General features: G+C 61.7%; 19 protein-coding genes and 1 pseudogene. 11 read left to right on the top strand and 9 right to left on the bottom strand.

Annotated features, from left to right (window positions below):
- Positions 1-1,829 precede the first annotated feature (1,829 nt).
- Positions 1,830-3,212, top strand: a complete 1,383-nt coding sequence (locus WS68_RS13115; RefSeq protein ID WP_059571215.1) for a replication initiation protein — start codon at positions 1,830-1,832, stop codon at positions 3,210-3,212.
- A gap of 152 nt (positions 3,213-3,364) precedes the next feature.
- Here WS68_RS13115 and WS68_RS13110 read toward each other — a convergent pair whose 3' ends face one another.
- Together WS68_RS13110 and parA are read right to left on the bottom strand one after the other, a co-directional pair.
- Positions 3,365-4,432: a ParB/RepB/Spo0J family partition protein gene (locus tag WS68_RS13110; RefSeq protein WP_059571214.1), complete on the bottom strand. Its 1,068-nt coding sequence runs from the start codon at positions 4,430-4,432 to the stop codon at positions 3,365-3,367.
- A 24-nt stretch (positions 4,433-4,456) separates the two neighbouring features.
- Positions 4,457-5,119 (bottom strand): ParA family partition ATPase, encoded by a 663-nt coding sequence (gene parA / locus WS68_RS13105; protein ID WP_059515629.1) that lies wholly within the window; start codon positions 5,117-5,119, stop codon positions 4,457-4,459.
- A gap of 400 nt (positions 5,120-5,519) precedes the next feature.
- On the opposite strand from parA, the gene arsC reads away from it, so the two are divergent.
- Positions 5,520-5,876 (top strand): arsenate reductase (glutaredoxin), encoded by a 357-nt coding sequence (arsC, locus tag WS68_RS13100; protein WP_059571213.1) that lies wholly within the window; start codon positions 5,520-5,522, stop codon positions 5,874-5,876.
- A 57-nt stretch (positions 5,877-5,933) separates the two neighbouring features.
- Here the strand turns inward: arsC and WS68_RS26180 are convergent, their stop codons facing one another.
- Genes WS68_RS26180 through WS68_RS13090 form a run of 3 tightly spaced genes read right to left on the bottom strand, consistent with a single transcriptional unit; the run spans position 5,934 to position 6,917 of the window.
- The gene (locus WS68_RS26180; RefSeq protein ID WP_082710011.1) at positions 5,934-6,131 is read right to left on the bottom strand and encodes a zf-HC2 domain-containing protein; all 198 of its coding nucleotides are present in this window, start codon (positions 6,129-6,131) and stop codon (positions 5,934-5,936) included.
- Complete coding sequence (locus WS68_RS13095) at positions 6,112-6,717, bottom strand: RNA polymerase factor sigma-70 (protein ID WP_059571212.1); 606 nt, start codon at positions 6,715-6,717, stop codon at positions 6,112-6,114. The genes WS68_RS26180 and WS68_RS13095 overlap by 20 nt, the downstream gene beginning before the upstream one ends.
- Before the next feature lie 20 nt (positions 6,718-6,737).
- Positions 6,738-6,917, bottom strand: coding sequence for a hypothetical protein (locus WS68_RS13090; protein WP_059571211.1), 180 nt, complete (start codon positions 6,915-6,917; stop codon positions 6,738-6,740).
- A gap of 199 nt (positions 6,918-7,116) precedes the next feature.
- Between WS68_RS13090 and WS68_RS13085 the strand changes: the two genes are divergently transcribed.
- Positions 7,117-7,674, top strand: a complete 558-nt coding sequence (locus tag WS68_RS13085; protein ID WP_059571210.1) for an NADPH-dependent FMN reductase — start codon at positions 7,117-7,119, stop codon at positions 7,672-7,674.
- 69 nt (positions 7,675-7,743) lie between these two features.
- Here the strand turns inward: WS68_RS13085 and WS68_RS29605 are convergent.
- Positions 7,744-9,264, bottom strand: a pseudogene (locus tag WS68_RS29605) (ATP-binding protein); the annotation flags it as partial.
- A 1,257-nt stretch (positions 9,265-10,521) separates the two neighbouring features.
- Between WS68_RS29605 and WS68_RS13075 the strand changes: the two are divergent.
- The 3 genes from WS68_RS13075 to WS68_RS13065 are packed head-to-tail and all read left to right on the top strand — an operon-like array spanning position 10,522 to position 12,435.
- A complete protein-coding gene (locus WS68_RS13075) occupies positions 10,522-10,890 on the top strand; it encodes a response regulator (protein WP_059571209.1) in 369 nt (122 codons plus the stop codon).
- The gene (locus WS68_RS13070) at positions 10,883-11,503 is read left to right on the top strand and encodes a chemotaxis protein CheC (protein ID WP_059571208.1); all 621 of its coding nucleotides are present in this window, start codon (positions 10,883-10,885) and stop codon (positions 11,501-11,503) included. The genes WS68_RS13075 and WS68_RS13070 overlap by 8 nt, the downstream gene beginning before the upstream one ends.
- Positions 11,500-12,435, top strand: a complete 936-nt coding sequence (locus tag WS68_RS13065; protein ID WP_059571207.1) for a GGDEF domain-containing protein — start codon at positions 11,500-11,502, stop codon at positions 12,433-12,435. The genes WS68_RS13070 and WS68_RS13065 overlap by 4 nt, the downstream gene beginning before the upstream one ends.
- Before the next feature lie 53 nt (positions 12,436-12,488).
- On the opposite strand, the gene WS68_RS13060 is transcribed toward WS68_RS13065, so the two are convergent.
- The gene (locus WS68_RS13060) at positions 12,489-13,400 is read right to left on the bottom strand and encodes an alpha/beta fold hydrolase (protein ID WP_442857165.1); all 912 of its coding nucleotides are present in this window, start codon (positions 13,398-13,400) and stop codon (positions 12,489-12,491) included.
- A 284-nt stretch (positions 13,401-13,684) separates the two neighbouring features.
- Between WS68_RS13060 and hpnD the strand changes: the two genes are divergently transcribed.
- The 4 genes from hpnD (at position 13,685) to WS68_RS13040 (ending at position 19,487) form a co-directional block, all read left to right on the top strand.
- Positions 13,685-14,539, top strand: coding sequence for a presqualene diphosphate synthase HpnD (gene hpnD / locus WS68_RS13055; protein WP_059571205.1), 855 nt, complete (start codon positions 13,685-13,687; stop codon positions 14,537-14,539).
- 186 nt (positions 14,540-14,725) lie between these two features.
- Positions 14,726-16,792: a squalene--hopene cyclase gene (shc, locus tag WS68_RS13050; protein WP_082710009.1), complete on the top strand. Its 2,067-nt coding sequence runs from the start codon at positions 14,726-14,728 to the stop codon at positions 16,790-16,792.
- A 7-nt stretch (positions 16,793-16,799) separates the two neighbouring features.
- Positions 16,800-17,510, top strand: a complete 711-nt coding sequence (locus tag WS68_RS13045) for a phosphorylase (protein WP_059571204.1) — start codon at positions 16,800-16,802, stop codon at positions 17,508-17,510.
- An 885-nt stretch (positions 17,511-18,395) separates the two neighbouring features.
- Positions 18,396-19,487 (top strand): hypothetical protein, encoded by a 1,092-nt coding sequence (locus tag WS68_RS13040; RefSeq protein ID WP_059571203.1) that lies wholly within the window; start codon positions 18,396-18,398, stop codon positions 19,485-19,487.
- 170 nt (positions 19,488-19,657) lie between these two features.
- Here WS68_RS13040 and WS68_RS13035 read toward each other — a convergent pair whose 3' ends face one another.
- Together WS68_RS13035 and WS68_RS13030 are read right to left on the bottom strand one after the other, a co-directional pair.
- A complete protein-coding gene (locus WS68_RS13035) occupies positions 19,658-20,647 on the bottom strand; it encodes an MlaA family lipoprotein (protein WP_059571202.1) in 990 nt (329 codons plus the stop codon).
- Positions 20,640-23,273, bottom strand: a complete 2,634-nt coding sequence (locus WS68_RS13030; RefSeq protein ID WP_059571201.1) for an MMPL family transporter — start codon at positions 23,271-23,273, stop codon at positions 20,640-20,642. Before WS68_RS13030 ends, WS68_RS13035 begins: the two co-directional genes overlap by 8 nt.
- 663 nt (positions 23,274-23,936) lie before the next feature.
- Between WS68_RS13030 and WS68_RS13020 the strand changes: the two genes are divergently transcribed.
- A complete protein-coding gene (locus WS68_RS13020) occupies positions 23,937-25,637 on the top strand; it encodes an acyltransferase domain-containing protein (protein ID WP_059571199.1) in 1,701 nt (566 codons plus the stop codon).
- The last annotated feature ends 11 nt before the right edge of the window (positions 25,638-25,648 follow it).

Here is a 25,648-nt window from a genome sequence, read left to right as displayed (position 1 = left end):
CGACGGGGGAATCTTGAGAGTATTAGAAGTAAACACCCTTGAAACCCTTGTTAAAAACGTTAACGCCACCCCAAAGCCTTATGCAGCAAGGGTTTCCGGCCGATAAGGTGAAGCTTTACGGGAGTCAAGGTGACATCTTGCGGGAATCGACGTGATGGGGTTCAGGGACCAGCGTGAGCCGATGCGGGAAAGATCGTGAGCGGGTTCAGGACCGCGTTCCGCCGGCAAATTCAGCAAAGGTGAGGTTTTTCGGGGGGGCTGATAGCGGCGAAGCCACACAGGGCCTGAAATGATCCGTCTGCTGTGGGATATGCACAGGTGAGGCGCTACGGGATACATCTGCGGTACTGATTCTGCCCTTCTTTTAAGCAGTTTTGACCGATAGGTGAGTATTCTCGGGATTCCAGCCTGGTCACGCGTGAGCATTTCCAGGAAAGGACGCCGATTTGACGGGGTTTTGAGGCTTCAATCTCGGTGAGGTGAGGTTTTTCGGGAACTCGATAGTGGCTTGGGGAGGCAGTTCAGTGCGAAGGTGAAGTTTTTCGGGAGTGTGTCGTCAGTGAGTGCCTACGCTTTAGGTGAGATTTTACGGGAAACAAAATTCTGTGGAAATTTGCCAAAGGTGAGAGTTTTCGGGAAAAGTGAGCATCCACTTGCCCGAAAAGGCCCGTGGATACTGACGACGAGACAGCTCTGCGACGTGTGATTTTCATTAAAGGTGAGAATTTTCGGGGGTGGCATTCGGATAACATCGATGGAGCGCCTTCTGTCAGGTGAGGAAATTCGGGAGCAGGTACGGTTCGATCGCTGCTTCAAAAGCGGCACTTAAGTCCTAGAGTTCATTAGGTTTTTTAGGTGCGCTGCGAGAGTGGTGAGCTTTTTCGGGAATACACCGGGCTTTAAAGACGCGAGCCCGATTTTGTCAAAGGTGAACGTTTTCGGGAGTTAATTGCCGGCAATCGCCCGTGTGCCGGTTCTGCGGCAACGAGTAACTGTACGAACACAGATAGCGGATGGTGAGCTTTTTCGGGACTTGAAATTGAATGGCAGCCTGGATGCGAAGCGTCCAGGACGCTAGCGACGCGAATTTGAGGTTCGATTCCGCGTGGCCGGCGGCTAAACGTTGCCGAATGGTCGAATCGCAGGTGAGGTGGAACCATATGGATGTGTTCACGTTAGCCGATGTCGCGTTGGCGGGGCTGAGCAAATGGGGCGGCAAGTACATTAACGGTGAGAAGCGCGCGGCATGGGCTGCTCACGTTGTTCGCGGCGTGAGTCTCCCGCGGTGCCTGACAAGGGGCGCTGAAAAGGTTTAGCCAGGCCCATCGCACCCTTACGGCCTTCCGTTGCTGGTCGGGATGGTGAATCGAATTTGGCGATGATGCTCACGCTAGCCGTTTGTGCAGCTTGCGCTGGCTGGCTATGGTCATATGAAGGGCTTGAGCGGGCGAGTGCTTGTTCTGCCGGCGTCCAATCATCTGCCCGCGTATTCGGGTGCTTGTCCGTGACGGAGTTGGGAGCAGGGGTTTGCCGAGTATTTGCGGGAACATCGCCGTCGCAATTTTGCGACAGGATTTGAGGTGAGACGTTACGGGAGTGGTTCGGCCACAGTCCGCGCGAGCCGGGAAACTGTCGTTATCCGCATTTTCCGCGACACATAAAGGTGAGTTGGAGATCGCCGGATTTTGGACCGGTGAGCCTTTACGGGATTGCAATCGGGTGAGTTGTGATGAATCGGTGGGCTTCACCGGATACGGTGAGCATGCCGTTCTGGACTCGCATCACCACAGGCGCTATTCTTTCGGGAAATTTCTCCTCCGCCCTGACGCATGGCTACGAAGCGCGCCAAGAAAACCGATGTAGATGTGGTGAGCGCCAGCTCAGCCGAATTGCGCAAGGCCGTCGAGGCAATCGCCATTCAGCCCAAGAGCGGCAAGATTACCCTCCTAACCCGCAAGTTGTTCAACGTGCTGCTCGCCGTTGCCCAGCAAGCGGACGATTCCGGCGACACTTATCGCGCGCTGTTGTCGGATATCGTCGCGAATTCGGCTTTCGACTCCAACGATACGGCGCTCGTCAAGGAACACTTGCGGCGGATGGTGTCGGTGCAAGTCGAATGGAGTACCGGCACGTCGAGCCAGAAGCCTGGCCGCAAATGGGGGATTTCGACGCTGATTGCCGATGCGGAAATTCTGGAAGATCCGACTACGCGCCGCGTATGGGTGGAGTTTTCGTTTGCGCCGAAGATCAAAAAGAAACTGCTCGATCCGGTTCAGTACGCGCGGCTGAGTTTGCAATTTCAGAGCCAGTTGCGAAGCAGTGCTGGGCTCGCGTTGTACGAAATCTGCGTGCGCTATTTGACTAATCCGAGCCACCTGACAATGCGCGAGCCTTGGGAGTGGTGGCGGCCGATCTTGTCGGGTACGCCTGATACCGAAGCCGGTGACGAGGCGAAGCGCGAGTACAAGTACTTCAAGCGTGATTATTTACGCCCGGCGATTGCCGAGGTCAATGCGGTTACTAACATCTTCGTCGAGTTGGTCGAGCACCGCGAGGGACGGCGGGTCGCCGAGATCCAGTTCCGCGTGTCGGAGCGCAAGCAGCCGATGCTTGCGCTTGACGAACATCCGAACGTTTTTGACAGCACGCTCGTGGACCGGATGGTGAAGATTGGCATTCCGTTGAAGGAAGCGCAAACGCTGTATGCGGATAGCGAGGAAAATCGCATCCGCGCCGCGTTGCAACTGACCGAACAGCGGATGCGCAGCACGACATTGCCGCCGGTGCGCAGCGGGGCCGCGCTTTTCAAGGATGCATTGAAGAAAGGTTATGCGCCGCCCGTCGATACGGTGGAGTCGTTGCCGAACAGTACTGGCACGGGCGCCGGTAAAGCCGGCGGTACGGCGGCTGCCGGGCTGGCGGATGATCCGAAAGCGCGCTTGCGCAGCGAATATGACGCGTATCGCCGTAAGGAAGCGAAGCAGCTTTACGAAGAGCAAGGTGAGGCGGAACGGGAGGTTGCGCGAGCGTCGTTCGAAGCCGATGTGTTGCCTGCATTGGGCTCGCATCTGCGCGACGATTGGCGGCGGCGGGGATTGGACTCGAAACTTGTCGAAACCGCGTTTTTCGATTGGCTGGCTCAGAAAACCTGGGGTGAGCCGACGGACGGCGATTTACTGTCGTTCACGCTCAGCCAATCTCGCGCACCTTGATCAATGATGTGATTCGGCCACACTCGGATTGATTTCGTCGCATCAAAAAGGGGCCCGGTTCTTGAATTGCACCCCAAAGATTGGCAGACAGCTCAATCTTTGGCGCGGTTCAGGTTCTGGGCCCCTTCGTATTGTTTGACTCAATTTCTCGATCAATTTGGCAGCAACATCCGCTCAAGCTGCAGCAGAATTTCGTCGCGCTTTTCCTTCGTCAGACCACGCAAGCGGAGTTCCAAGCGGTCGTCGCCATACGATTTCAGATCGCCCACCGACACGCCATCGAGCTTGATTTCATGGCGTTGCGCATAACGCTGCCTGCTCGCCGGTTTGGGATTTTCCTGCGCAGTCGCTCTGCCCTTCACGATATCGGCGACTTGGCGAGTGCTGAGGTCATCGGAAAGAATCTTGTTGATAAGACGCAATGTCGCGTCGGTACCGCGCGCCGCATGATAGCGACCTACTTGGTAGGCCATATTTGAGCCGAAGCGATCAGGGCGGGAAACCATTTCCTGCATTACTGCTTCCGGCAGTTTGCCTATCGATAGCGCTACCGCAACCGTGGATTCGTCGAGCCCGAGGTGCTCGGCGAGTTCTTTCTGGCTTTGAAAATATTTTTCCTCGAGAAAGCGCTTCCAGACCACCGCGTTATCGAAGACGGTCTGCGAATCACGCTGGACATTCAGGTCATAGCCAAGCTTGTAACTCTGAAGGCCGATGGGCAAATCGATAACGATTGCCTTCACCGATTCCTTATTCGCTTCTTTCAACGCGCGAACCCGGCGTCCACCGTCACTGACGAAATAGGTGCCAGGATTGTCGTAATCCGGGATTACGTGAATCGCCTGCTGTTGCCCCTGTTTGGCCAAGTTGACCGCCAGCTCGGCAATCGACGACTTCAGGTAGAAGTGTCGCGGGTTGAACGGGCTGGGCTTGATCGCCTTCAGTGGTAGTTCGATGACTTGCCCAGGCTGATAGCGGTTCTCGATTCGCCACGTGCGATATTGGCTGGATTCGTCCGGATGATCATCGATTGGCGGGGTCTCGACGATCGTGACGGGAATGTTTTTCTTCGGGGACTTGCCGGCCGGTGCGGTTGAGGGTGTTGCGTCGGATTTGACAATACCGTCGATGGCGTTGAGCCGGTCAAGCGCCGTGCGTTTTTCGCTGGTCGACGTGTCGGGACGCGCCTGGAAGCCTTTGGCGAATTGGGAAGGTTTCATTCAGGATCCTTTATGCGCATAAAGTCAGGGCAGCATGGCGACGATTTCATCGGCGCATGCGCGAATTTCCGCCGCCGCGAGCTTGGCGCCGCGGTCGTTCATTTGCAGGACAGTCTGGCCAAGTGCCATTGCCTGCTTGTAGGCCTCTCGCGTAGGAATTTGTGTTTTGAGGAGCGGAAAGCCGAGTTCTTCCAGCGCACGCTTCAATTCGCGTGTAAGCATGCGCTTTTCCTCGGTCTTGTTGAGCAGAAATACCGCTCGTAGATCCTCGTTCATCACCTGAGCTTGCTGGATCAGCTTAACGAGACCGACGCTCGACCAATAATCCGCAGGCGATGACGACGTGGGAATGACGGCGATCGTCGCTGCGAGCAGTACGACACCCGATACTTTTTCAGTGATTGACGGCGGGCAGTCGACGACGATGATGTCGTAATCGTTGATGAACTTCTTGATTTCGCGATGGATTTGGCCGCCGGCCTCGGCGAGGTTGACGACGGGAAATGGAATACCGGTTTCGCTGTCCGCTGATGCGCTAGACCAATGAACGAGAGTGTTTTGACCGTCCGCGTCGATTACTAGTACGCGCCGACCTTTCTCATGGAATGCGGCGCCCAGATGCATCGCAATGGTGCTCTTGCCTACGCCGCCCTTTTGTTGAGTGACTGCAATGATTTCCGCCGCCAATTTTCACTCCTATTTTTGATTGTAAGAATTCTACCGGAGAGATTTTATATTTCAATGAATTTGTTGTTGATGGGCGACGCGTTGGTCGTTTGGCTAGGGGCGATTTATGCGCATAAAGCAGCGGTGATGGCCGAGAGGACTCTTGCCAGCGAGGGCGAAATTGAAGAAATAGTCGGGCGGGCAGATGCAGGGTGTCAATGGCCTCATGCCGATGGGGTCTGGAAGTTATGCAAACCCCCCGCCGCTCCTTTATGCGCATAAACCCACTGCGGCGCAGGCTGGCTATCGAGCGACATGCCTCCCTAAAAATTTCGAACCACCAGGCGCGCTAGTGATAATCGCTATGCTAGGCCGCTACAATAATCGGACCATCGATCCATCCCCCTTACCTTCGAATTCAATGATTACGATCTATCATAATCCCCGTTGCTCCAAATCTCGCGAAACTTTGGTACTTCTTGAGTCGCTTAAGCCAGTTGGAGAAGAGATCCAAGTCGTCGAATATCTAAAACAGCCGTTGACTGCTTCACAGTTGAAGATGTTGCATCAGCAACTCGGCCGCCCGGTTAGCGATATGTTGCGCGATAACGAGACACCGTACAAAGATCTCAAGCTGGACGTGCGCGGTGTGTCGGATGAGCAAATGTATGAAGCAATCGCCGCGCATCCCATCCTGCTTCAGCGTCCGATCGTTGTTTATAACGGCAACGCAGCCATTGGCCGTCCACCAGAGGCCATCAAAGTGTTGTTCGAGTAATTTTTAAAAATAAAATTTCAAAACGGCATCAAAATGGAAATGTGCATGCCGTTACGCTCATTCGCTGCGCTCCTCTGCCTTTCCACTCGCGATGCGCGCAGCATTCCGCAGTAGGCGAATCTGCAGGCGGTAATTGCGGCAACCGCTGCAAGTCGGTAGATGGACCTGCACGCGGAGCCGTTCGTCGAGCGACAGCGGCCGATCGAGTTGATCAGATAAAAGCCGTGTGATGTCCTTACATTTCCCCAGTAGCATCTTCCGTCGTCAAGCCTTTTTCGGTGAGACATATTCGCAGCCGAGTCCGCGCACGATACAGCAGTACGCTGCAGTGATTCGCCTTCAATTCGAGTTCCGTGCAAATGTCGTCGATATCGAAGTCGAGAAATTCTCGCATCATGAAAACACGGCCGATCTGCTCGGGCAGGTGATCGAGGCATGCCTCGAACAGCATCCAGAATTGTCGCTGCTGGAGGACTGTTTCCGGCTTCGGCCATGGGCGAGGCTTCGCATGCGCGGCCCAGTGCCCATTGTCCGAGAATAGCTCGCGTTCAAGTAGCGCTTCGCCGTCGAGTTCGCTGTCCAGCGCCGACGCGTTGATGGTCCGTCGCCGCGCACGCATCGTATCGATCAGCTTGTAGCGCAGGATGCCGAACACCCAGGTTTTGTGGCTCGCTTGCCCGTCGAAATGCTCGGACTGCGCCCACGCTGCGGCCAGCGCCTCTTGGACCGCGTCTTCGGCGGCATCGGCATCACGCAGTTGCAGACGCGCGAAGCGCAACAAATCACGACGCAATTGGGCAAGGTACGCGGGATCGTCATACGCCGTGCGCGTGTGCTCCATGAAAGGGTTTCCTGTCGATTTCACGCGCGCTCGCCCGCGCGAAGCGTGAACGCGTGATAATTCTTCCAATGCGGCTGCACCGCGAAGCGGCGGTCGGCAAGACTTGGCGTTTCGCAGTATCCGCGCGCGTTGATGCGGTTTCGCGCATCGTGCCCGACATCATATGCGCTACGAACGATGCCGGCGTGAGACGAATTCATGACTAATGTTTATCTGACATAAATGTAACCAGCCGATATACCAATCAAGTTATCCACATTTTCTGTGGAAAACTTTGTGGAAATCCACTGTGAAGCCCCGACGTGTCGGGGCAAAAGTGGGTTTGCCAACAAAAAGGCCGTTTATTACGCGACCGACAAGTAATACTAACGATTCTCAACTGAACGGAAGGAGATTCTGATGACTTATCGTATTGCAGTGATCGTCGGCAGCCTGCGGCGCGAATCGTCAAACCGCGCGCTCGCGAAAGCCGTGATGTCGCTCGCGCCGGCCGACCTGTCGTTCGAGTCGGTCGAGATCGGCGAACTGCCGTTGTACAGTCAGGATTACGATGCGGATTTTCCCGAAGTTGCGAAACGCTTCAAACAATCGATCGAAGCGGCGCAGGGCTTGTTGTTCGTCACGCCCGAGTACAACCGCTCGATTCCCGGCGTGCTGAAGAACGCGCTCGATTGGGGCTCGCGCCCGTGGGGCAGCAATTCATGGGCCGGCAAGCCGGCCGCCGTGCTCGGCACGTCGCCCGGCGCGACGGGCACCGCGCTGTCGCAGCAGCATCTGCGCAACGTGCTCGCCTATTTCGATGCGCCCACGCTCGGCCAACCCGAGATGTTCATCCGGCATGATCCGTCGCGAATCGATGCGCAGGGCAATATCGTCAATGACGATACGCGTAAATTCCTGCAAGGTTTCGTCGACCGCTACGCGGGCTGGGTGCGCCTGCACGCAAAATCGATTTGACCTGACGGCGCACGCACGGGCCGGCAAACCGCGCTTGTCACCGCGAAAACCACCACTGCCGCTTGCCGCTCAATCGCTCGCTTGAGCGGCAGGCCGTGCGTCGCGCTCTTGCTGGATCGTCTGAAGCATGCCGTCGAGGAGCGCGATATCGAACGGCTTTGACAGCAAGCGCGCGTTGACATGGCGGGTCCGGTCGAATTCCTTCGCATAGCCGGTAATCAGGATGACCGGCAGCTTCGTGTCGGCGCGTTCGATGGCTTCGGCGAGGTCGAGGCCGTTCAGCGTACCCGGCATATGGATATCGGAGATCACGAGATCGAACGCGCGAGGTGCCGAAGGATTCGCGTCCGTTTGATTCAGCATCCGTAGCGCATCGTCCGCGTTCGATGCGTGCGTGATCTGGTGGCCGAGCAGTTCGAGCAGCGCTTCGGTGCCCGCCGCGACTTCGCCGTTGTCCTCGACGAGCAGAATTCTCAGTCCAGCGGACGTCTTTGCCTGATTGCCGGCCGCATGGGCCGCGCACCCGCTCGCGCCCGCATTGATGCTGTTGCCCGCGCCGCCGTCCGTATTCGCCGCCTTTGCGGCGGCTGCCGCGGTGCGCGGCAGATAAAGGCGAACCGACGTGCCGGCGCCTACTTTGCTGTCGATCGTCGCCAGGCCGCCCGAGCGTTCGCAGAACGCGAATACCTGCGGCAGGCCGAGCCCGGTGCCCATTCCGTTTGCCTTGGTCGTGAAAAGCGGCTCGAACGCGCGCGCCAGCACGTCGGGCGGCATGCCGCGCCCGGTATCCTCCACCGAGATCTGCACGAAGTCGCCTGTTAGCGGAAAGCCGTCCTCGCGGCGAAAGGTGATGTTGTGCGCGCGGATCGTAAAGCAGCCGCCCTGCGGCATGGCGTCGCGCGCATTGACGGAGAGGTTGATCATCGCGAGTTCGAGTTCCGCGACGTCGATCCGTACCGGCCACAGATCCGGCTGCGTATCGACGACGAGCGACGATTTCGAGCCGAGCGATGTCTTCAGCAATTCGCGGCACGACGCGAGCCACTGCGCGACATCGATGGTCTCGTTGCGCAGCGGCTGCTTGCGCGCGACGCCGAGCAACTGCCGCGTGAGCGACTGCCCGTTCTTCAGCGCGCGCTCGATTGCGGCCAGCTCCGTGTCGAGATGCTGAACGCCGCGCCGCCGGACGATCTGCGTGTTGCTCGAAATGATCATCAGCAGGTTGTTGAAATCGTGCGCGACGCTGCCGACGAGATTGCCGAGCGCCTCCATCTTGCGCGATTGCCGATACGCCGATTCGATCGAGCGCCGCATCGACGCTTCGGCCTGCCAGCGCTCCCACGCCTGCTCTTCCGCCCGCAGCCGTTTGAGCGACAGCCAGATCACGCTCCATAGCGCGGCGGACGGCGCGAACATCGAAATGAAAAGCACGCTCAAGTATTCATACCAGGCTCGGCGGATCGCGGACGTCCGGTACGCGCACGACACGAATACCGGATAGCCGCCGACTTGCCGATACGCGACGATCTCGCTGTCGCCGTCGCGCTTCACGCGCATGACGCCGGCTCGGTGCTCGTTGCGGACATTGCCGGGCTGCGCGGCGGAATCGCCGCCGGCCGTCGCATGGCCGGGGCCGTTGCTTGCCCCGCCGCCGGCTGCCGCGCCGTGCGGCGCGGGCGGGTAGGACACGAGCACTTCATCGTTGCTGCGCGTGAGCGACATCGTCATCGGCGTATTCGCGCCGCCCAGCAGATCGCGATAGAACGCGACGAAATATGACGCTTTCAACGCGATCGACACCATGCCCGCGAACGTCCCGTTGCTATGGCGGCGCGCGACGCCGGTATTGAACACGGGCCCGGAGTTTGGCGCCCTGGCCGGCCCCGGCATTACCCGCGAGATGTGCTCCGTCACCTTGCCGTCGCGGATGCCGACGAAATCGTCGCGATTCGCGATCGATGCATAAGGCGCCGGGTAATAGAGGCTGTTCGCGAGCAGCATCCCGCTCGCGCCGAAGATCGACACCGACGCGACCTGCGGATAGCCGCCGCCGATCGTATTAAGCGCATCGTGAATATCGGCTTCGGCAGTGCGAATCGTGTTGTCGCCGAGATCCTGAACGAGATCGACGATGCGCGCATCGAGCGTCTCCGACAGATCGAACACCTTCAGCGCGTGCTCTTCGGCGACGCGTGCGGTGCGCATTGTCACGTCGCGCGCGGTTGCTTCGCGCGTGCGCAGATCGTTGTACGCCATGACCGCAACATAAATGCATGGCAGCACGATTGCGGCAACAAGCATCACGATCAGCGTAATGCGCCGCATCGCGAAATCCTGCTCGGGTGCGGCGGCGAACGACGCGTCATCCTCCCAATCTGCGTCGGGCGGAGTTGGTCGGGAGGCGTCGGGCCGTTCGGGCGTCATGATCGATCGATTGCGAAAGAGCTTGATCGGCATCATAAACGACTCGCGCACGCCCTCGGGACCCCGGCGCGGCATGCGCGATGGTGTTTTTTTCGACGATTGTGCGCGACGCCGCAAACAGCGACGAATCCAAAAGCGCAAACGTAAGCAAAGGAATAATTTGCGTGGTTATCGCGAAAACAATTCGAGCTATTCCCGGATTCGAATTCGAGTTAATCAATTCTGTTCTGACCGGAAAAAACGGCGAGTTGCAACGCACCGGGTTTACTCTGAGAATTCCGCATCACCTCCCTATGCGGAATTCGCCCGTGATGCCCGGGCGAGGCCCGTGCCTCGTATTACCGCTTGTCGCTTCTTCCTAAAGATGCGCGGCGAATCGTCGTTAACGCGAGGCAGACGACTCCGCTTACCGCCGCGACTGCTATGCCTCTGCCGATTGTGATCGCCGATGATTCTCTGCTTGCGCGCAAGCTGCTGACCAAGGCGCTGCCGGCAGACTGGGATGTCGACGTGACCTATGCGTCGAACGGCCAAGAGGCGCTGACGCTGTATCGCGACGGCAAGGCGTCGGTGATGTTTCTCGATTTGACGATGCCCGACATGAGCGGCTATCAGGTGCTCGAGGCGTTGCGCGATGAGGATCTGAACACGTTCGTGATTGTCGTTTCCGCCGATATCCAGCCGAAGGCGCAAGCGCGCGTGCGCGAGTTGGGCGCGGCGGCATTCGTTGCGAAGCCTGTCACGCCGGAAGCTTTGCTGCCCATTCTCAAGGAGTATGGGTTGTATGGTTGACACGATGTTGACGGCGGAGCAGCGCGACGCATTGCAGGAGATCGCCAACCTTGCGATGGGGCGCGCGGCGGCGCGCCTCGCGCTGCTTTTCGGCACTTTCATCGAGCTTTCGGTGCCGCGCGTGCGCGTCGTGCGCTCGGCCGACGTTTGCCGCGTGCTGCGCGACATGACGGGTATCGACGATAACGTGACCGCCGTGCGCCAGGGCTTTCGTTCGGATATCAAGGGCGAGGCGCTGATGCTTTGCCGCAGCTCGGAAGTCGAACGCTTGGCGCTGCTGTTCGACGCCTACGACGATGACGCGTGGGAAGCGCTCACGCAGGCCGAGTTCGTGTTCGATGTGGCAAACGTGCTGATGGGCGCATGCGTGTCCGCGATTCTCGACGAGCTGGGCCGCACGCCCGTATTTTCGCCGCCGGGGCTGCTCGGCACGAACGTTACGTTCGACGACGTGTTCCCGCCCAACGTGCTCGCGTGGCGCGAGACGCTGCTGCTCGAGGTGAATTTCGGTGTGGCCGACGATAGCTTCCGCCCCCACTTCGTGATGCTGCTTGCGGAAGATTCGATCCACCAGATGAGCGACGCGCTCGATTCCCTGCTGTCCAGTTTATGAACCCTCATCCTTCGCTGAGCGATCTTGTCATCGAACGAGTCAGCTTTGGCATTTTCGTGCTCGACCGTGCGATGAACGTGCTGATGTGGAATCGGTTCATGCACGATCATAGCGGCGTCGCGGCGGCCGACGTGATCGGGCGCAACCTGTTCGATTGCTTTCCCCAACTGCCGCGCGCGTGGCTCGCGCGTAAGCTCGAAAGCGTGTTCCAGCTCGGCAGCTTCGCGTTCAGTTCGTGGGAGCAGCGGCCGTATCTGTTTCGCTTCGATCACGACCGGCCGATCACGGGCGGCGTCGATTTCATGCAGCAGGACTGCACGTTCGTGCCGATCACGCGCGGCCGCGAAGTCGAGGCGGTGTGCGTGACGATCGCCGATGTCACGCACGTCAGCGTGATGCAGCGCGAGCGGGAGGAGGCGGTCGCGAAGCTGCAGGAATATGCGAACCTCGACGGGCTCACCGGCATCGCGAACCGGCGCTTCTTCGAAGCGCGGCTCAGCGACGAGTTCACGCGCTGGCAGCGTTATGGCGGCAATTTGTCGGTGCTGCTGTTCGATCTCGACCACTTCAAGACGATCAACGACCGTTTCGGCCACGTCGTTGGCGACAACGTGTTGCGCGTGATGGCGCGCCGCGTCGCGGACGTGGTGCGATCACAAGATACGTTTGGCCGTTTCGGCGGCGAGGAATTCGCGCTGCTGCTGCCTTGCACGTCGCTCGACGAGGCGATGAGCGTTGCCGAAAAGATACGGCAGGCGATCGGCAGCGCGCCGTTCGATGCGGAGGGCGCGCGGGTGCCGGTGACGGCGAGCGTCGGCGGCGCGGCCGCGCGCCCCGGCACCCTCACGCACGAAACGCTCGTCAACCAGGCTGACGCTGCGCTTTACCGCGCGAAGCGGCAAGGGCGCAATTGTTCGGTCGCGTTCAGCTAGCGCCCGCCATCAATGAACGTGACCGGTTGCCGGGCGGGCGCCGGCGGCCCGCGTCAGCTTCGGGCGATGTCGGCCAGCAGGTCGGCGAGCCGTTGCGGCTGCGAGATGAACGGCGAATGACTGCTGTCGAGCGCGTGCACATGCGTCCGGTTGTCGGGTGTGAGCGCGTCTGCTTCGTCGATGAAACGCTGCTGCAACGCCGGCAGCAACGTATGGTCGCGCAGGCACCGGATGTAGTGGCGCTCGATCGCGCCCCAGCGCCCGGACGTCGTCTCGATGCGCGCCGCGAACGGCGCGGCGGGAGTGTCGCAGCTCAGTAGACGGCCGAACGCGGTGTAATCGGCGTCGGCCGCGTCGTCGCAGAGCGCGCGCTTGGCGGCGGCACGATAGGCCGGATCGTCGCTGTGCGGGTCCAGCCGCAGCGCGCCGGTTGTTATCGGGCTGGCCATCATCAGCGCGCCGAGCATCTCGCCGCGATTTTCCGGCCCGCGCGTGTAGTCGAGCGCTGTCGTGCCCGCCGTGGGCATGAATGCCGCCAGGTAAACGAGCTTGGCGATTTTCTGCGGCGCGCGCTCGGCGGCCAGCGTGACCGCGAGGCCGCCCATGCTATGGCCGACGAGCACGACCCGCTCATGACCGAGCGCGCGGGCCTGATCGATGGTGTGCAGCACATGGTCGACGTAATCGTCGAGCGTCGTGCTCGCGACGGGCGACGGCTCGCTCGCGAACGCGGCCGCGTCGAGCGGACGCTTGAAGAACGATGCGGGAAAGCGCGCATTGGCGCCGTGCGCGGGCAAATCGCCGGCGATGGCCGCATGGCCGTGGGCAGCCAGCGCGGGGATCACGCGTGAATAGGCCCATGCGCCATGCCAGGCGCCGTGCACGAGCACGAATGGCGCAGCCGGCGGCTCGGATGCCGGCGCGGCGTGGCGAGTGGCAGCAGGCGCTGCGTTGTGCGGTTCGATTGGCAAGGCAGTCTCTCTAGGTTTCGTGATTATGTTGATCGGCGGCGGCCAGCGCGGCCGTTTGCCTGTGTGCGCATCTTACCGGGGCACAACGGATTGCGCGGCCGGGCGAATCGGGCGGCATCGACTGTCAAAGATTGCTATACTCTCGGCCAATTCCGGCTTCCCGCCGGTAATTTGTGCCTGTCTGCGCCGATCGTTCGCGTATCTCGCACGCATTTACCATCCCCAGCCGGGCATGGCTTCTTCAATCGCCCCGCAAGGGCGCCTTAGCGGAGCTCGTCTTGGCCGTTTCCAATCCCGTCGTGGACGATACCGAAACCGACGCCGCTGCCGTCACATCGGGCAGCTCTTTCTATCTTGCGATGCGCATCCTGCCCGCCGGGCAGCGTGACGCGATGTTCCAGGTGTACGCGTTTTGCCGCGCGGTTGACGACATCGCCGACGAAGGCGGCTCGCGCGCTGAGCGCGCGGCGCAGCTCGAGCGCTGGCGCGCCGACATCGACGCTTGCTACGCGGGCCGCCCGCGTGCGTCGCTTGTGCCGCTCACGCGCGAGATCGAGAAATTCGGGCTGCGGCGCGACGATTTTCACGCGATGATCGACGGGATGGCGATGGACGCGGCCGAGGATATCTGCGCGCCGGACGACGCGACGCTCGATTTGTATTGCGACCGCGTCGCGAGTGCGGCCGGGCGGCTATCGGTGAGGATTTTCGGGATGCCGGACGAGCCGGGCCGGCTGCTGTCGCACCACCTTGGCCGCGCGCTGCAACTGACGAACATCTTGCGCGACATCGACGACGATGCGGCGATCAACCGCTGCTATCTGCCGCGCGAGCTGCTCGCGCGCGAGGGAATCGCGCTTGCCGATCCCGATCCGCGCACGATCGCGCGCGACCCGGCGTTGCCGCGCGTATGCGCGACGCTCGTCGAGCGCGCGCAGCGGCATTTCGCGCAGGCCGACGCGGTAATGGACGCATCGCCCCGTGTGCAGGTGCGTGCGCCGCGCATTATGTCGGGCGCCTACCGGCTGATTCTCGAAGCTGCGGTGGCACGCGGATTCGCGCCGCCGCGCGCACCGCTGCGCAAGCCGCGCGCGCGCATGCTGCTGCTCGCGGCGCGCTACGCATTGTTTTGATCCGATGTAACAGGCGCTACTTCACGCAGCCTGCGTGGCGAGCGCCATGCCCTGGCATGCGCGAGTGTGTGCCGAGGCGGACGTTCGCGGGCGTCTGGACGGCCGCAGGCCGACCCGCGGCAACGGGCACGCGTCCGAATCCGGTGAACTGGCTGGACGCGCGTGCCGGCAATGAGAGAGGGACCGATGAACGACATGACCGATATGCAAACGCTCGACGCATCCGATGCGTCCGTTGATACGCACGCGGCACCTGCAACGGCTGCGGCCGCCGCCGCGCCCGCCACGCTCGACGCTGCCGTCGCGCGCGCGACCGACGCGCTGCTCGCCGCGCAGAACCCGGATGGCCATTGGGTCTACGAGCTGGAAGCCGATTCGACCATTCCCGCCGAATACGTGCTGCTCGTCCACTATCTGGGCGAGACGCCGAATATCGAACTCGAGCGGAAGATCGCCCGCTATCTGCGCCGCATCCAGCAGCCGGACGGCGGCTGGCCGTTGTTTGCCGACGGTGCGCCGAACATCAGCGCGAGCGTGAAGGCATATTTCGCGCTGAAAGTGATCGGCGATGACGAGAACGCCGAGCACATGCAGCGCGCGCGCCGCGCGATCCACGCGATGGGCGGCGCGGAGATGTCGAATGTGTTCACGCGGATTCAGCTCGCACTTTATGGTGTCGTGCCGTGGTATGCGGTGCCGATGATGCCGGTCGAGGTGATGCTGCTGCCGCAGTGGTTCCCGTTCCATTTGTCGAAAGTGTCGTATTGGGCCCGTACCGTGATCGTGCCGCTTCTCGTGCTGAACGCGAAGCGGCCGATTGCGAAGAACCCGCGTGGCGTGCGTATCGACGAGTTGTTCAAGAGCCCGCCCGTCAACACCGGGCTGCTGCCGAAGCAACCGCATCAAAGCACCGGCTGGTTCATGTTTTTCCGTGCGGTCGACGGCGTGCTGCGGCTTGTCGACGGCTTGCTGCCGAGCTATTCGCGCGAGCGCGCGATCAACCAGGCGGTTGCGTTCGTCGACGAGCGGCTGAACGGCGAGGACGGCCTCGGCGCGATTTATCCGGCCATGGCGAACGCAGTGATGATGTACGCGGCGCTTGGCTACCCAGAAGATCATCCGAGCCGCGCGATCGCGCGCCGGTCGATCGAAAAATTGCTCGTCGTCGGCGACGACGAGGCGTATTGCCAGCCGTGCCTGTCGCCGGTTTGGGATACATCGCTGGCCGCGCACGCGCTGATCGAGACGGGCGACGCGCGTGCGATCGACGCGGCCGCGCGCGGGCTCGACTGGCTGCGTCCACTGCAGATTCTCGACGTGCGTGGCGACTGGATCGTGCGCCGGCCGAACGTGCGCCCAGGCGGCTGGGCGTTCCAGTACGCGAATCCGCATTATCCGGATGTCGACGATACGGCGGTGGTTGCGATGGCGATGGACCGCGTCGCGAAGGAACGGGTTGCGGACCTGGTCGCGCAAGACCAAGACCAAGCCCAAGCCGCGCAGCCGAACGTGTACCGCGAATCGATCGCGCGCGCGCGCGAATGGGTGGTCGGCATGCAGAGCAGCGATGGCGGCTGGGGCGCATTCGAGCCGGAGAACACCCATCATTATCTGAACAACATTCCGTTCTCGGATCACGGCGCGCTGCTCGATCCGCCGACCGCCGACGTGTCGGGCCGCTGCTTGTCGATGCTCGCGCAACTGGGCGAAACGCCTGCCGCGAGCGAGCCGGCGCGCCGCGCGCTCGACTATCTGCTGAACGAGCAGGAAGCCGACGGCAGCTGGTATGGCCGCTGGGGGATGAACTACATCTATGGCACATGGAGCGCGCTGTGCGCGCTGAACGCGGCCGGCCTCGGCCATGACGACCCGCGCGTGAAGCGCGGCGCGCAATGGCTGCTGTCGGTTCAGAACCCGGACGGCGGCTGGGGCGAGGACGGCGATAGCTACAAGCTCGACTATCGCGGCTACGAGCGTGCGCCGAGCACGTCGTCGCAGACCGCCTGGGCGTTGCTCGGCCTGATGGCGGCGGGCGAGGTCAATCATCCGGCCGTCGCGCGGGGGGTCGATTATCTGCTCGGCACGCAGCGCGAGCATGGCCTGTGGGACGAAACGCGTTTTACCGCAACAGGCTTTCCGCGCGTGTTCTATTTGCGTTATCACGGCTATCGGAAATTCTTCCCGCTCTGGGCGCTGGCGCGTTACCGGAGCCTGAAGCGCGCGAACACGACGCGCGTGACGGTCGGGATGTAAACGGCCGATGGTGTCGAGGTCCGGCCAAGTGGCAGCGCCGGTGATTGCCGTTGCAGGGATGGCGTTCGAAGCGCGCATTGCGCGCGGCGCGGGCGTCGAGGCAGTCTATGCGGCGCGCGCGGACCGGCTCGAGCGTGCACTTGCCGATGCGGCCGACGCGCACGGTTGCGCGGCGGTTGTCAGCTTCGGCACGGCGGGCGGTCTCGCGCCGGACTTGGTGCCGGGCGCGCTGATCATTGCCGATGCGGTCGACGGCCCGTTCGGACGGTTAAAGACCGATGCTCGATGGAGTGCGCGGATCGTTGCCGCGCTCGCCGGCGGGCCGGTCGCGTCGCGGGTGCGGCGCGGCACGCTCGCGGCGGTCAGCGAGCCTGTCATCGACGCGCGCGACAAGGCAGCGCTGCATCGTGCGAAAGGCGCGCTCGCGGTTGACATGGAATCCCACATAGCGGGCGCGTTCGCGGCAGCGCGCGGCGTGCCGTTCGCGGTATGCCGGGCGATCGTCGATCCTGCGTGGCGCACGTTACCCAAAGCGGCGACAGCAGGATTGCGCGACGACGGCAGCACCGCGATCCTTCCAATTCTGCGTGAACTTGCCCGGCAGCCGTCACAGCTTGGCGCGCTGCTGCAGGTTGCCGGCGACGCGCGCGCGGCGCGGGCGACGCTCGTGGATGCCCGGCGCGCGGTCGAGCGCGCCGGCGCATGGCGCGGGGCCTGATCTCTATCTCCCCTTTATGTAATTGTCAAGTTGGCATTCTGTAAATTTAACAATATTTAAATCTCACATCAAAAAAAGTTTGATAGCTTATTAAAAACGTGGTGATGGAGTTTTCTTATCTCATCGTTTTGCATGACTAACTATCCTCACGGTGAGGTGCCGGAGAGGGTGGCCGTGGCATGGCTGCCGATATTTCATTGAATGGCCATCTCAAAATAAGCCGGATTTTTTTTACGGCTTGTTTTCGATCGCCGGGTCGAATGTGACGCAACTGGTCGCCGTTTGTTTTTACAGGCGGACAGGCGGTAAAGGGTAATTGATCGATATCTCGAATTAATTGCTGATCGCTTTTTAAAAAAGCGAATTGCCGGTGGTATGCCGTATTGCCGGGGGGATTCACGAAACGGAAAAGAGTCGAATTTCCGTCGCATGTTTGGTTTGGGTTCGCATCGACGTCACGGGCGCCGGGTGCGGCTTCGATCTCATGCGCGTTGACCGGACAGCCCGCTGATGATGCGGCTGCCGGCGTGCGCCCCAAAGCGCTCGAGGTTTGACGCGGCGCTGTCGTGATATCGGGCGAATTGATTCGTGATGCCGGCTCTTGGCAAGACTAGGGATTTTCCCGTGCACGATCGATGGCAGCGGCGCTGCAAAGAGAGGTGTTACCCGATGAACGAGACGAAAGGTTGATTCATTTGAATCGACGCGATTAAGCGATGTAATTGCCGTGAGTAAAAATTCGACGCATCGAAAATAAAGAATGGCGAATGTGGTGTGATCGAAAAATATTGGGAGGTGGGTATAGATCAATTCAATCGATATCGCTCTGTCCGTTTTTCCAAATGACATGTGAACGGTGCAATTTCCCTTGTGGAGGGGGTACTCATGCAATCGAAAAAGAAATCTGGCTTGGGCCGTTGGGGCCTCACTGCGTGCGTGGCGGGTTTGTTCGGCGTCGTCTCGATTTCACCGGCGTTTGCCGACCAGCCGGCCGATGCCGCCGCCGTGGCCGCGGCTGCTCAAGCGAGCCCTGAAGCGCTGAAGGTCTGGCACGAACACATCAAGAAAGTCGCGACGCCCGCGGCAGGCTGTTTTCGGGCGGTCTACCCCAATCTGACCTGGGAAAAGGAGACGTGCCTGGCAAGCCCGAAATACCGGTCGAGTCCGAAAGTCGGCCCGAGACGCGACGCTTATAGCGCGCCGCAGACGGTAGGCAACGGCACCGATTATGCCGCGCAGACTGCGCAGTTGACGCGGTCGGCCGTCGGCAGCTTTCCGATCGTTTCGGGTGTGACATCGACGAACAACCCGAATGGATACGGCGGAACCAATGGCTATACGCTGCAACTCAATACCAATTTTGCCAGCGGCTCGCCCGCTTGCGCGTCGTATGGCTATACGTCGTGCTCAGTCTGGCAGCAGTTCATTTATTCGACATACAACGGCGCGGACAGCCCGGCGCCGGCGGGGCCGCAAGCGTTTATTCAGGACTGGATGTTCCTGTCTAGCAGCGATTATTCGCGCAAGGGATGCCCGCGCGGATGGTATTCGTACAGCCCGCAATATGCGTGTTATCGCAACAGCAATGCAGTGGCCGTCTCGTTCGTTCCGGCCTCGCAGCTCGCGTCCGCTTCGCTGACCGGCTCCGCCGCGGCCAATGGCGTGGATACCGTGACGTTCACTTACGGCGGCGTTGCTCACTCGGTTACGCAAAGCGATAGCACGCTCGGGATCGCGTATGTGTGGAACACGTCGGAGTTCAACGTGGTCGGCAACGGCGGGGGCTCGGGAGTCAATTTCAATTCGGGCTCGTCGCTGACGGTGAAGCTCGCGGTCAATGACGGCACGACCAGTTCGCCGAGCTGCATTGGCCCGACGAACGGCGGCACGACGGGCGAGACGAACAACCTGAAGCTGGGAACCTGTTCGGCAAACGGCGGAACGACGCCGTATATTCAGTTCGTCGAGTCGAATTGAATGAATCGAAGAGGCTGATGCCCGTGCTGCCATGCAGGGCTGAAGTAAGCTGCCCCCGGCTTCGCCCGGGGGTTTTTCTTTTGATGCCGGCATTCCGATAGCGGGACGGCGGAGCTTGGCCGAAGCTGCGACGGCAGCCGCCCGCTGTATTGACGGCAATGCCGGCGCGGTTAGTGCGCGGCGGCGCCCGACGCGGGCGATGCCGCTTTGCCAGCGCCCGGCGCTGCTGTGTGGCCAGCCGCGCCGCCGCCTTTTTTCATGGCCGTATCGTCGCCCGGGTCTCGATATTGCGGCAGCCCGGCCGGCTCGCGCGCCGCTTTGCCCGAATTCGAATGGCTCGGCGATCCGCCGCTGCCCGCGTCACCCGGATCCTGGTATTGCGGCAAGCCGCCCGGTTCTCCACTGCCGCGCTTCGCGCCCGGCGTGGCTTCGCTGTCCGGTTCGCCATAGTTCGGCAGCGCCGGTTCATCGTTGCCGTGGCCGCGATACGTGAGCGAGCGGCGTTGCTGGACATATGCGTCGCGCACGAACGAATATTTGTCGAGCGCGGCCTGCTGCAGCAGATCGGTCGCGCCGAGCAGATCCGAACGCGCGCTGATGAATTGCGCGACATACATCGGATTGCGCGCGGCGGGCTCGATGTAGTTCAGCAGATTGAAGCGAACGTCGACTGCGCGGCCCACGCCGTCGCGAAACGAACTCGGCCCGAAAATGGGCAGCACCAAATATGGGCCGGCCGGCACGCCCCAGCGCGCGAGCGTGAGCCCGAAGTCCTGATGATGTTTCGGCAGCCCGGCGAGCGAGGCGACATCGAACAGGCCGGCGACGCCGAATACCGAATTGATCACAACGCGCATCATGTCTTGCGTCGCGTCGGTGATACGAAGCTGCAGCAGATTGTTCGCGATGTTGCCGAGGTCGCCAAGGTTCGAGAAGAAGCTGCTGACCGCCGTGCGCACCGGCGTCGGCGTGACGGCTTGATAGCCCTTCGCGATCGGCACGGCGATGGTCTGGTCGACCGCGTCGTTGAATTTGAAGACCGTGCGGTTCATCGGTTCGAGCGGGTCGCCCGGGGTGCGGTTGGGGCCGGTCGCGCAGCCGCTCAGCAGCGCGGCTGCGGCGAGCGCGGACGCGGACAGGCGCGTCTTGATCTTATTCATCGATTCCTTGCGATTGATTCGTCACGCGCTTGTCGCGCGGCTTGCCCATCAGCACGGGCTGGAACACGACAGCGCCGATCAGCGTGCACGACAGCGCGAGCGCGAGCAGGCGCCCCATGCTGGCCGTGCCGGGATGATGCGATAACCACAGGCTGCCGAACGCGGTCGCGGTTGTCGCGGCGCTGAACAGCACCGCATGCGTGAGGCTCGATTGCAGCAGGCCCGTTTGACCCGCGCGCCACGCCATCACGAAATACACTTTGAATGCGACGCCGACGCCGAGCATCAACGGCAGCGCGATGATGTTCGCGAAGTTGAGCGGCATGCCGAACAGCACGCACAGCTCAAGCGTCACGACGCCCGACACGAGCAGCGGCACGAGCGTGCGCAGCACGTCGCCGAAGCGGCGCAGCGCGACCCACAGCAGCAGCGTGATCGACACGATCGACAGCGCGGCGGCTTGCAGGAACGCGCGGATGATCGTATCGGCCGAGTGCAGGATCGAGATCGGGCCGCCGGTCGCGTTGGGCTCGGCTGCCTTCACGGCCTGCACGAAACGGCGCAGCATCGCGTCGTCGCCCGGATCGGCGCCTTTTTGCACCTTCGGCGAGATCTGTACGAGCGCGCGGCCATCCGGTGCGACCCAATCGCGCACGATTTGCGGCGGAAGATTGTCGCGCGTGATGCCGGACGGCTGCAGCAGCATCGCGAGCTGGTTCAGCGCGATGCGCAATGTCGACGAGAACGCTGTTTCGGCGCGATCGCGCGTTTCGCTGTCGGCCGCCGCGAGCTTGGCGAGCGACTCGGACAGATGCTTGGCCGCCGCCGCGCCCGGGCCGGGATAATCCTCCGCCGCGTATTCGAGCAGGTTCGACGCGCGTTTGAGCGCCGCGACGCGCTGCGCATCGGGCACCGCCGGCGCGGGCGATTGCGTGAGCGCGGGCAGCAGCGCGCGCGCGGCCGCCGCGATCGACGCGAGCTTTTGCGGCTGCGCGTCGGGGATGAACGTCGACAGCGTGGTGGTGCGGCCGACTTCCGGCAATGCGCCGAGGCGCTTGGCGGCGGCGTCGGCGGCCGCGAGCGACGGCGCGAGCAGCGACACGTCGTTGACCGACGCCTCCGGCGAATCCTTCAGCGCGAGCAGCGTCGCCATCGATTCGCTGCGCGGGTCCTTCAAATGCAGCGGATTGAAATCGAAGCGCAGATGCGCGAGCAGCGGCAGCGCGCCGATCACGATCGCGAGCGTGCCGATCAGGATCGGCTTGCGATGGCGGTCGAGATAGTCGTCGACGGGCGCAAGACGCTTAAAGCCGGGCGACTGCCGCTCGCCGGGCGGCGCGAGCAGCTTGAGCAGCGCAGGCAGCAGCGTCATCGTGGTGCCGAGCGCGACGAACATCCCGACGCCCGCGATCAGCCCGAGTTCGGACACGCCGCGGTAGGCGGTCGGCAGGAACGAGAAGAAGCTCGCCGCGACGGCCGCCGTCGCGAGCACGAGCGGCATGCCCATCATATGCGCGGCGCCGACGAGCGCATGATCGAGGTCCGGATCGCGATAGCGCTCCTCGCGGTATTTGACCCCGTATTGAATCGCGAAATCGACGCCGAGCCCGACGAACAGCACCATGAACGCAACCGAAATCATGTTCAGCGAACCGACCATCATCAGCCCGAGCGCGGCGGTTACCGCCAGGCCGACGAACAGCGTGACGAACACGGCCGCGATCATCCGCTTGGAGCGCAGCGCGATCCACAGGATCACGAGCACGATCGCGAGCGTCGCAATGCCGTTGACGGCCGCGCCGTCCTCGACCGACGCGAACTCCTCGTCGGCGAGCGGTTGCTCGCCCGTCAATCGCACGCGTGCGCCGAAACGCTTGTCGAGTTCGAGCGCGCGCGCGGTGTCGCGAATCGTCTGAGAGGTCTGTTCGCCCGCCTTCAGCGCCTGGTAATTGATCACGGGTTGCACGGTCACGAACGCGCGTGCGGGTTGGCGGGCGGCCTCGGGATCGACGAGCGCGCGCCACGAGAACGCGGCGGGCCGGCCGGCGAGCACCGCGTCGACGGTCGCGGCGCTCTGCGACAGCAGTTTCGCCATGCCCGGCAGCTTGACCTGGCCCGATTGCAGCGGCAGTCCGAGCGTGGTCGATAGTGTCGTGGCGAGCCCGGTGACGCTCGGGTCTTTGGCGAGCACGTTGATGAGCGGCCGCGCGCTTGCGAGTTGTCCGGTCGTGCTCGCGACATCCTGCTCAGGCAGGAACAGCAGGCCGTTGTGCTCGAAGAGCGGGCCGCCCGCGGGTTCCGACACCTGGCCGATGCGGCCCGCGTCCGTTTCGCGGCGCAGGCCGCTGGCGAGCGCATCGGCCGCGGCGTTCGCGAATTCGGGCGCGGGCGCCTCGATAACCGCGAGGATCGTTTGATTGCGTTGCGGGAACGCGTCGTCGATCGCGTGGCCGAGCGCGGCCCATTTGGGGTCATTCTCGACCAGTTTGCTGACGTCGGTATTGATCTTGAAATGGCGTGCGACATAGACACCGCTCAATGCGGCGATGGCAAGCGACAGCACGACGACCCAAATCGGGCGCCGCACCGACCAGGCAACGAGTCGGACGAGGGCGGAAGTCAGCATGAGACGGCGGGCCAGCCTACGTTGAGGCAAAAAATGCCCAAGTATACCGGTGCGGGAATTTCATTGGCGTGAGGGCTCCGGCATACTGGCACGCTGAGCGATTATTGCGAAATAAGGTGGGGAATCGCACGGGCGCGCGTCCGGTTGCGTTGCGCGCGATTCGTCAATTCAACAGCGAATTCGCGACGCGGCGAATCCATGATTTTTAACAAATCGCGCCGGTCGATTGAATAAATCAGATAAAAGCGGCATCGCGCATATTTTAAATCATTGTGAAATAGCGATGCCATTGCCGGTATTCGGCGAAAGCCGTTCGCGCGTGAGCCTATTCCTTCCGCAACACGCTCAATCCTGGCGGCCCGCCAGGACTGCCAATGCGTAGCCGGGAATTCACAATTCTTGACAGATAATATTCGCGCGATTGAATGAATCGTCAAAGAATGATGACTTGACGATTCCTGATATTAAATACCAGTAGAGGATGTGTAGTATGCCGAACATAGGTATTTATATCCTCATGTTACTTTATCGTTAATGCATTATTGATTAGAGGCTGCATATCGCCGCCGCGATGCGTAATCGAATAACGAGCAGAGACTGGGGGGACACATTCTCGACCGATCGTCGGGTTACTCGGCGTGGCTGGTGGATAAAGGCAATCACATGATGCAAGCAGCATTTCTGTTTCCGGGGCAAGGTGCATTTTACGCGGGCGCGACCCAGGCGCTGAGTCGCGCCTATCCCGCCGTGAAACAGTCGATGCAGGCTATCGACGCGGTGGCCGTGCGGCGGCTGCGCCGTTCGCTGCTGACGGCGCTCGGGGATGAGCGTCTCGATATCGGCCAATGGCTGCAGCATGCGCCCGATCTGCTGCAACTCGCGCTCTATGCGACATCCGTTTCGTTCTTCGAAGCGTTGCGCGCCCGTGGGGCGCGGCCGGCCGTGCTCGTTGGGCACAGCTTCGGCGAGATTGCCGCGCTTGCGTGCGGCGGCGCGTTCCCGGTCGAGACGGGGGCCGAGATGGTCTGTGACCGGATCGATTCGTTGCGGATGATGGCGCCGGCCGACGGCCGGATGGCGGCGGTGTCCGCCGCGCCGCAGGCAGTGCACGAACTCATCGCGGCATGCTTTGGAGACTCGCTCGATGTACAGCCGGGGCGCGTGAGCATCGCGGTCGAGAACCACTCGGCGCAAACGGTGGTGTCGGGCGCGCACCACCATGTCGAGACATTCATTGCTTATTGCGCGCAGAAAAATATTTCCGCGCAAATCTTGAATTCGCCATACGCATTTCATCATATGGATTTGGAAAATGCGCGCGTCGAATTCGGTAAACGGTTAAAGAGTTATAAAACCGGGCCGCTTGAATATCCGGTTTATTCGCCGATTTTGAATCGGTATTACGCCGGCGCCGACGATCTCGGCGCTTGTCTTGCGGATCATCTCGTATTGCCGGTGCGGTTTGCGCAGGCGGTGGCAAGACTCAAGGCGTCTGGCGTTGGCGTACTCGTCGAGTGCGGCGCGCTGAATGCACTCAGCAAGATCGCGGTACGCGTCGTGGGGCCGGGGGGTATCAAAACCTTCTCCGGAGCCGCGAACGTGCGCGATGAGTTGGGTGCAGTGGAAAACGTACTCGCATACTTCGACAAAGAGAGCCGAACCATGAACGACGACATCCGAGCAAGCAATCTGCAACCCGATTTCGATGAATTCTGGCGCGTGAGCGGCCCAGGGATCGTCGACAAGATCAAGGGCGAACTCAAGCGTTTCTTCGATGCGCACGCCCACCGCGGCTTGCAAGCAACGCCCGCGCCGCAGATCGTTACCGACCTTCGCGTCGCGCCTGCCGCACCCGCCGCGTTTGCTGCCGTTGCGCCCGCGGCATTTGCGCCGGTCGAGCCTGCTGCGTTTGCACCGGCCGCACCGGCGGCCTATGCGCCGGCTGCTCCCGCCGCGCCGGCCGCCCCTGCGGCGTTCGCGCCCGCCACGCATGTCGAGCCTCATGCCGCTTTCGCGCCCGTCGCGCAGGCTGCCGCTGCGTCGTATGTGCCCGCTACGCCCGCTGCTCCCGCCGCACCCGCCGGCGTGGCGCACGTGCCGCGCGATCGGCTGTTCAACGAGCTTGTCGCCATCTATGCTGAAGCAATGGAGTACCCGGTTGAAGTGTTCACCGAAACGGTCGAACTCGAAGCCGAGCTTGGAATCGATTCCGTCAAGCAGACCGAAATCATTCAGCGCATCAGCGCGCGCTATGGGCTGCCGCCGCTGCCGTCGAACTTCCGGGCCGGCGATTTCAAGACGATGGGACAAATCGTCGATTTCGTCTACGAACACCAGCACAAGGCCGCGCTCGTCGCGGGCTGAGCGGCGGTTGC

It is taken from the genome of Burkholderia sp. TSV86 (assembly GCF_001522865.1).
Taxonomy (GTDB): domain Bacteria; phylum Pseudomonadota; class Gammaproteobacteria; order Burkholderiales; family Burkholderiaceae; genus Burkholderia.
The sequence above is the reverse complement of the archived record's forward strand: the minus strand, read 5'-3'. Positions and strand labels throughout refer to the sequence as shown.